Annotated in this window: 2 protein-coding genes and 1 pseudogene; all 3 read right to left on the minus strand. The window is 61.6% G+C overall.

The window, feature by feature from the left end:
* Window positions 1–158 precede the first annotated feature (158 nt).
* Window positions 159–3,932, minus strand: a complete 3,774-nt coding sequence (locus AERO9A_RS22215; RefSeq protein WP_159974131.1) for a hypothetical protein — start codon at window positions 3,930–3,932, stop codon at window positions 159–161.
* Window positions 3,929–4,750, minus strand: coding sequence for a DUF4123 domain-containing protein (locus AERO9A_RS22220; RefSeq protein WP_159974132.1), 822 nt, complete (start codon window positions 4,748–4,750; stop codon window positions 3,929–3,931). Before AERO9A_RS22220 ends, AERO9A_RS22215 begins: the two co-directional genes overlap by 4 nt.
* Window positions 4,751–4,754: 4 nt before the next feature.
* Window positions 4,755–5,131, minus strand: a pseudogene (locus tag AERO9A_RS22225) (DUF2345 domain-containing protein); the annotation flags it as partial.

Raw genomic sequence — 5,131 nt, forward strand, 5'->3', positions numbered from 1 at the left:
GCAGCATGCTGAGAGGCACGATGTCCTCGGTATGCCCCCAGGGCAGGCGCGAGTTGCCAAAGCGGAACAGCCAACTGCGCTTGGTCGCTGCAGGCTGATCGGGAATGCGCGCTGGCTGGTAGGCGCTAGGGCTGTAATGGGCAGTCATGGAGGCATCCTTACGGCTGGCTGTCCGGATGGGTCTGTTCATCGGCCCAGAAGGGCTGATTGGTTTTGCTGAAGTCGGGTTTATCATGCCGTTCAGGGTCGTAACGTAATACGTCCGTCGGGGATGGAGCCGGGAACACCCAGGTACGCTCCTCACCTTGCAGAATTACCTGCGCACGCACGGCCAGGCTGTAAGTCTGCCATCGATGCGGTGGCGTGCGTGGCATGCTCTGCGACACCGGCACCTCGTAGAACAGTTCCAGGGCATCGGGGTACAGGCGCTGGGCCAGAGGCTGAATGGGGCTCAAGCTATGGCTGCTGGATTGCGTCATGTCGCGCGGGCTGAGGCGATGGCTGCTGCTACGCAGTTGGCTGACCGCGCTGATATTGGCGCTGCCCAGGGTGGCGGCAAGCCCAGGCAGGTTGCTTTCGATGCGTACCTGGGTATTTGAGCGGCGCATCGCATGGTATTCGGCGGGGTCGAGCAGGCCCATGGCGCCGCTGTAGCGTGCCTGTTCCGGGTTGGCGCCGATGCGGATACGGATACCGGCAAAGAGGCTGACCAGGCGGTAGAAGGCCTCTTGCGGGTCGTTCCAGAGGTGAGGCACCTTGTCGCTGCGGTTATCGCCAAAGGGGCCGTTGCTCAGCCACTCCTCGATGGGGCTGTCGTCCAGCCACCACACCAGCGCTGCACCGGCCAGAATCAGCAGCAGGGTGGCCCAGCCAGCCGGGCCCAGGCCCAGGAAGGTGGCGCCGCTGGCGGTAAAGAAGCCGCCGACTACCCCGACCAGGCCACCCGCGGCCATCAGCCCGTAGCCCCAGGCAGCGTCATCGCCCAGGCTGGCTTCATGCATGGCATCGTAGATGCTGATACCGACAAAAAGCGTCCCGGCGAAGCTTTGGAAGGCCAGTTTGCCGGTCACTTCTTTGATCAATCGATCGCCAAACACTTCAGCCACTTTGGGCGAGATTCTCAGCACCACTCTTTCGGCGTACCTAGTCTGAAAGTTTTGTACCAGCGGATGGTTGTGCGCGACTTTATCTGCAAGGAATTCCATGGCTAATAGCAAATCAGCTCCTGCACTGATTAGTCCCACGGCAGACCTAAATTCGCCTTTATTTCTTATTGTTGCATCCCTAGCCTCGAACTCCGCCAGCACATTAATAGCCTCCAGAATCAACACGCCACCCGGAAAGGCCGTGGAGCCGAGCATACCGCGCGCGCTTCGGCGCCAGCCGCTTTCCTGTTTGGCCAGTCGGTCTTTTGCCTGTTTCAGCGCGTTCTGGGCTTCGCTCAGGCGACCTCGGGCGGCCTCCCGCTGTTCTCGTGCAAGCTGTAGATCGTTCTGGATACGCAGCTCTTCGGCAATCTGCCGGTTCAGTTCCCGTATCAGGCGGGCGGTGCGGTGATTCTTGGGGATGGCCAATAGCAGCAGCTCTTTTACGAACTGGTCGATGCCGGCCCGATTGGCTCTGAATTCATCGCTGTGGCCTAGCAGCCCGCCCTGCAGATTCAGGAGCTTGCCAAAGATCTGCCGCGCTTCCTGCGGTGATACCGGGAGGTCGCTCAAACCGAAGAAGTAGTATTTCTCCTGGTTCACGGCGTTATGGGGCACGAACACCATGTCGCCGAAGTCCTGCTGCAGCATGCTGCGCAGCAGTTGCAGATCCTTGGTATACATCCGGTACTTGGCCGGGAATGCTTCCTGGCCCAGTTCCTCTTTCAGCACTTTGCCACGCTCTTGCTCGTGGCGCAGGTCGCCCTCACGGTCATGCGCTTCCACCCGGCTACGCCTGCTTTCAGTCGTGGCCTGTTGGTGCGTTGTGCTGGCTCGGGTCAAGCCCTTCTGCGCTTCCTTGAGGGCGCTGGTCAGGTTCTCCCATACGTTTATCAGCGCGGCGGCGCCACTTTTGAGCGAAGGCAGGAGCAGGAAGTCCGGTTGCTGCATCAGCCCCGCAAGGGTGTTGCCCTCCAGGGTCGCGGGCTCCTCGCTGGGCGGTGCATCGAGCAGCGCCACCAGATTCAACGCCTCGGCACGGTATCGACCTTCACCGTCATTCGTCGTTTGCACGACTTGATAGGGCTTGAGCAGGGTGTCGTCGTTGGTTTCGGGCCACAACATACGGTGCAGGGGCTGGTCGTCGTTTTGCGCAATTTTGCCGAGCAGTGTTCTACCGGCGCTTGTGCGCGGCGCATCGCCTGCCACCAGGAATGGATCCTGCTGCTCGGGTGTGCGCGCCAGGCAGACGAATAGCTGACTGCACAGCTGGAAGGCGCCGGCATAATCGAGCCCCTCCAGGCAGAAATGATCGCCCAGCGCATGCTGGTTGGATACCTGGGCCAAGCAGGCGGCCAGGTTGTCCTGTGCGGCCTTGAGGCAGGTAGCGGCCAACAGGCGGGCAGAGTGGCCCGAGCACAGGTCGATCTGCTGGCGCCCCTCCTGGCTGACCTGGCTGATGAAGCGGTGCAGCGGGTTGCTCTGCCCACCAATCTGCGGCGGCACCATCATCCGCTGCAGTAACAATGCAGAAGCGTGGTGGGCGTGGAAAGTGGCACGTTGTGCGCAGAGCTGCAGTACCGCCAGGGCCTGATTGGTGCGTGCCAGTAGATGGCGCATGCGGTAAAGCCCGTCCTCGACCAATACGCCCGCGATCTGGCGCTGTTTGGCCATGGCCAGCATATCGGTCGCCGCTGGCGCGGCCTGCCAGTGTTCGCGTTCGTTTACCGCGCACAGATGCTTGAGATCGTTCAGCGTTTCGCTCAGCTCGACCGTCCATGCGCCCGTTTCCGGGCGCAGGTCATCCAGCGTTTGCTGTGGATGGCTTGGCCCTGGGTTGTATTCACCGCGTTCGTGGCGTTGATGAACCTGTTGAGCATATTGCAGGCTCTGCACGGGGTACTGGCCGCTCAGGTCGTGCAGGTACTTGAGTGGCTGATCGAACAGCCATTCGCGGGCGGGATCACGCGGGCGGTGGGCGGGGACTTTTTCCAGGTAAAAGGCCTGCTGCTGGCTTGAAGCCCGGTAGGTGGTGTTGCCGAAGCTGCGTTCGGCCACTGCCAGCCCCAAACGATTGCAGCGGGCGCGGCGCAGGTGAGCGTTGCGCTCCATGGCGTTGAGGCGCACGGCAGGCCATTGCACCTCGGCATAGGCCACCTCGATATCCGAGGCCGCACGGTTATTCCAGCGGGCTGGTAGCCAGATCTCGCTCAGCCCCTTGCCGCTGGCTGCACGGGGGCCATCCTGAAAGTGCTCGCCATTGCGGAAGTCACTCAGGCGCACATCGTGATAAGTCGCCTGCCCGTCAGCCTGGCGCACCTCCAACTCACGCCACGCTTTGCCGCGATAGAACAGGTAGATGAAGCCGGCGCGTACATGCACGGGGTATTCGCGATGCTGGTGGTTGATGCTGATACCGAGCATGGTGCTCATGGGCACCACGGGGACGATGCAGTTCCACTGCCGCTCACGCTGGCGCGGGGTGGTGCGTGTGTCGTCCATCAGCGGCACGCGGATCGGGCTGCCGCTCTCTGCGTCGATCTCCAGCCAGAGATGGCGCCTGGGTTGCTGTTGCCAATCCCAGATATGCAAGGTGCTGCTCTGCTTGGCATCAGCGACCAATTCCTGCTTGGCTTGTTGCGTGAGCGTCTGCAGCAGCTCCTGATCGTTTTCGTCATAGATGACCACGCGCTGTTCTGGCGGGTGCTCCTTGCCGATGACCTCGACGATCAGTTTGCTGCCTTCACAGGCCGGATTACCGGAAAGGCTCCCTACTTTGGCATTCATCCTTGATTCTCCATGGGCGCTGGTGTGGCTTCGAGCCAGGCTTGTAGCTGTTGCAGGCGCCATTGAACCTGGCCTGCTGCAATCGGTGGATGTTGTAAGTGGCGGGGATGAGCGAGGCGAAGCTGCAGGTAGGTATTCAGGCTTTGCTCCTCATCGAACCCAGCGGCAAGCCCTTGTTGCAGATAGCCCAATACCTGCGAGAAGTCAGCCTGTGACTGCGTTCGCCAGCATTCGTAGGCAAAGGCTTCTATCTGTTGCTGCTCGAGGGCGGCGATTTGTACTTTGTCGAGCACCATGCCGCCGCTTGGAGCGGTTGCAGGGCTGCCTGCTTGCCTTTGCAAGCCACGCCAGTGGCCAGTGCCATGTGCGCACTCCGGCCAGGTTGCGCCATGCCACACGAGTTGCTCGATTGGCCCAAGCCAGCTCTGTGCGGCTTCAGTCGCAGGGAAAAGGTAGCTCGCCACCCTGGGGTCGTAATAGCGCAGTACGCCCTTGCGCTGACCATCGAACTGAACGACCAGCATTTTGCGTAGCTGGGTCAATAGCGCCTCGACCGGCTGCGAGGAGGCCAGCAGGATGCCGGGCCATTGCTCTGGTGCCTGGCGGTAGGCCGCAAGGTATTGCCCTTCAGACGTGATACGCACGAGCCAGGGGCCCTGATCGAGATGGGCACTCAGCTCGGTATCCGCGAAAAGAGGCTGAGGGTCGGGGGCAGCCTCCATCTGATAGATCCGTGGCAACATCCCTTCGTCCAACTCCAGCAGCATATAGAGCGGAGCGGATAGGTAGGGGAACCCTTCGAGTATCGAAACCGACATGCGCTCAGCCTCCCGCCTGTAGTGCCTGACGGCATGGGCAATTTGCCAAGGGGCATTGCATCGGGGTGCCGCCCTTGGGTTTCTGACATAGCTCGACCAAAGGTTTGTGGCTCAGTTTCGCCTGCTTGAGCCGATGTTCCAGCACGGCCCCCGGCACATCCGCATCCGCTGGCCTTACCGCCCCCGGCAATATCGGCGCCGCCCCCGAGCCATTGCCCGCTGCGCCACCGGAGTTGACCTTGATCACCGGCCCAACCAGCGTTGCGCCGCCGCCGTCGAGTTTGATGAAGCTGCCGCCGCCTTTGAGGGTCAGTTCGCTGCCGGCTTCGAGCACCACTTTCAGGCCGCTGGAGAGGTGGATTTCCTGGCCAGCCTTGATGA

It is taken from the genome of Pseudomonas sp. 8Z (assembly GCF_902506535.1).
Classification (GTDB): Bacteria; Pseudomonadota; Gammaproteobacteria; order Pseudomonadales; family Pseudomonadaceae; genus Aquipseudomonas.